Below are 2,327 nucleotides of genomic sequence, written 5' to 3'. Positions count from 1 at the left end.
CCCGCGCAGCCCCCTCTTCGGCGCGCAGAAGTTCCACGAGCGCCTGCACCGGCCCCTGGTCCAGCCGCGCATCCCCCTGGTCTCGGCGGCGGGCAGCGACGACGTGCTCTGGATGGGTCCGGACGGGCGCCCGCTCTCCGAGATGCCGGGCCGGCGCCTCTCCTACCACGACGAGTGGAGCAAGAAGGGGCCGGGCTGGGAGCGCCTGAAGAACCCGCTCACCTATCGGGGGCCGGTCGAGGGCCGTCCGCCGGGCGAGTTCTTCGCCCATCAGCGCTGGACGAACAACCCGACGAGCTCGAACCGCGACCTCTTCCCGAAGGTCGGCTACCTCATGTCCCTCGGGCAGTGCGAGGCGGGAACGCGCTTCTGCGGGGAGATGCCCGAGCAGGACATGAACGCCCTGTGGTCGTTCGGCGTGCGCCAGCCGGGCCATGCTGGCTCAAGCGGCGGCTCGCGCCTCGGCTACGGCATGCCCTGCCTGATCAAGGCGCGCTACGGCGAGCCGATGCTCACCCGCATCTACAACGACCTGCCGGTGGACCGCACCCAGAACAAGGGGTTCGGCCGCAACGAGATCACGACCCACTTCCACAACGCCCACAACGGCGCGGAGAGCGACGGCGCCTGCAACGCCTATCACTTCCCCGGCACGTTCTACGACTATCACTGGGCCCTGACGCTCGCCCGCCGCGACCTGCCGAGCCATCGCGCCTTCAGCGACCCGCTCTACCAGAAGAAGGCGTCCGGGCCGACCGACGACGGCGGCCTGATGCAGGTCGAGGGCGATTACCGCGAGATCCAGAGCTCGATGTGGTTCCACGACCACCGGTTCTTCTTCACGGCGGAGAACGTGCACAAGGGCAACTTCGCCCTGTGCAACGTCTACAGCGGCCCGGACCGGGCCTGCACCGCGGTCCGCGACGGCGTGAACCTGCTCCTGCCGAGCGGCGACGCGACGGCCTGGGGCAACCAGGACTTCGACGTGAACCTCGCCGTCTCCAACCCGGCCTTCGACAAGGACGGGCAGATGTTCTTCGACGTGTTCGACACGGACGGCTTCCTCGGCGACGTCATCGCCATCAACGGCAGCTACTACCCGTACATGGAGGTTCTGCCGCGCCGGTACCGCTTCCGCATCCTCAACGCGGCCATGGCGCGCTTCTACAAGTTCGCGATCGCGGTCAACAAGTCGAAGAAGTTCTCGTCGGGCACGACGGTGCCGTTCTGGTTCATCGCCAACGACGGCAACCTCGTCGTCAACCCGATCCAGCTCACCGCCCTCGAGGAGCAGGGCAACGGCGAGCGCTACGACATCGTGGTCGACTTCTCGGCCTTCGCCGACGGCGACAGCCTCTACCTCGTGAACCTGCTCAAGCAGACCGACGGCCGCAAGCCCGACAAGACCCTGTCGATGAGGGACGCGCTCAGGGGCGACATCGAGGACCCGTGCGTCGGCGCCGTCATGGAGTTCCGGGTCCGCAAGGGCGGCATCAAGAGCGTCGACGACCCGACCCGGACCTATACGGGTCTCGAGGTCGACCCGAGCGCCGACTTCTCGGCCTCGGACTGGAAGAGCGGGCTCAAGAAGCTCACCACCCAGATCCCGGTCGTCGCGCCGGTGCGGGAGCGCGTCATCGAGTTCGGCCGCTCCGGCAGCGGCGATTCCCGCGACCCCAAGACCGGCCTCTGCATCCCGGATTGCGGGGAGCACGAAGCCTTCCCCTACTCGATCAAGGTGAACGGGCAGTCCGCCCACACGCTCAACGCCAACCGGATCAGCGCCCTCGTGCCGAAGCCCGGCGAGGTCGAGCACTGGACCTTCGTCAACGGCGGCGGCGGCTGGGACCACCCGATCCACCTGCACTTCGAGGAGGGCATCACCCTCGATCGCGGCGGCGGCTCGATCGGCCCGACCGAAAAGCTCGCGCGCAAGGACGTCTGGCGGCTGCGCCCCAGCGGCAAGGTCCGGATCCAGGTCTGCTTCGGCGAGTTCGGGGGCGCCTACGTGAGCCACTGCCACAACACGGCGCACGAGGATTTCGCGATGGTGCTGCGCTACCAGCTGCTGACGCCCGATCCGAACGATCCGGACTTCGCCAAGACCGGCAGCCGGCCGCACTGGCAGATCTCGAACACCCCGATCCCCTCGCCCGACGGCGTCACCTTCCGGGTGCCCGAGGTGCTGCCCGAGGCGCGGCCGGACTACCGCACCACCAGGACGTGAGGATGCCATGTGCAGGCGTGACGGAAGATCCGGATCCTTCGGCCTGAGATGGGTGCCGCGCGCGGCCTGCGCGCTCGGCCTCGGGCTGCTCGCGCTCTTC

General features: G+C 68.4%; 1 protein-coding gene. It reads left to right on the top strand.

What is annotated here, in order from left to right; translation table 11 throughout:
• A partial coding sequence (locus MOX02_RS13670) for a multicopper oxidase domain-containing protein (protein WP_147026347.1) occupies positions 1 to 2,227 on the top strand: 2,227 nt, incomplete at its 5' end.
• Positions 2,228 to 2,327: the final 100 nt, after the last annotated feature.

This window comes from Methylobacterium oxalidis, assembly GCF_007992195.1.
Taxonomy (GTDB): domain Bacteria; phylum Pseudomonadota; class Alphaproteobacteria; order Rhizobiales; family Beijerinckiaceae; genus Methylobacterium; species Methylobacterium oxalidis.
Note: the sequence above shows the minus strand (reverse complement) of the source record. Positions and strands in the feature narration are given on the sequence as shown.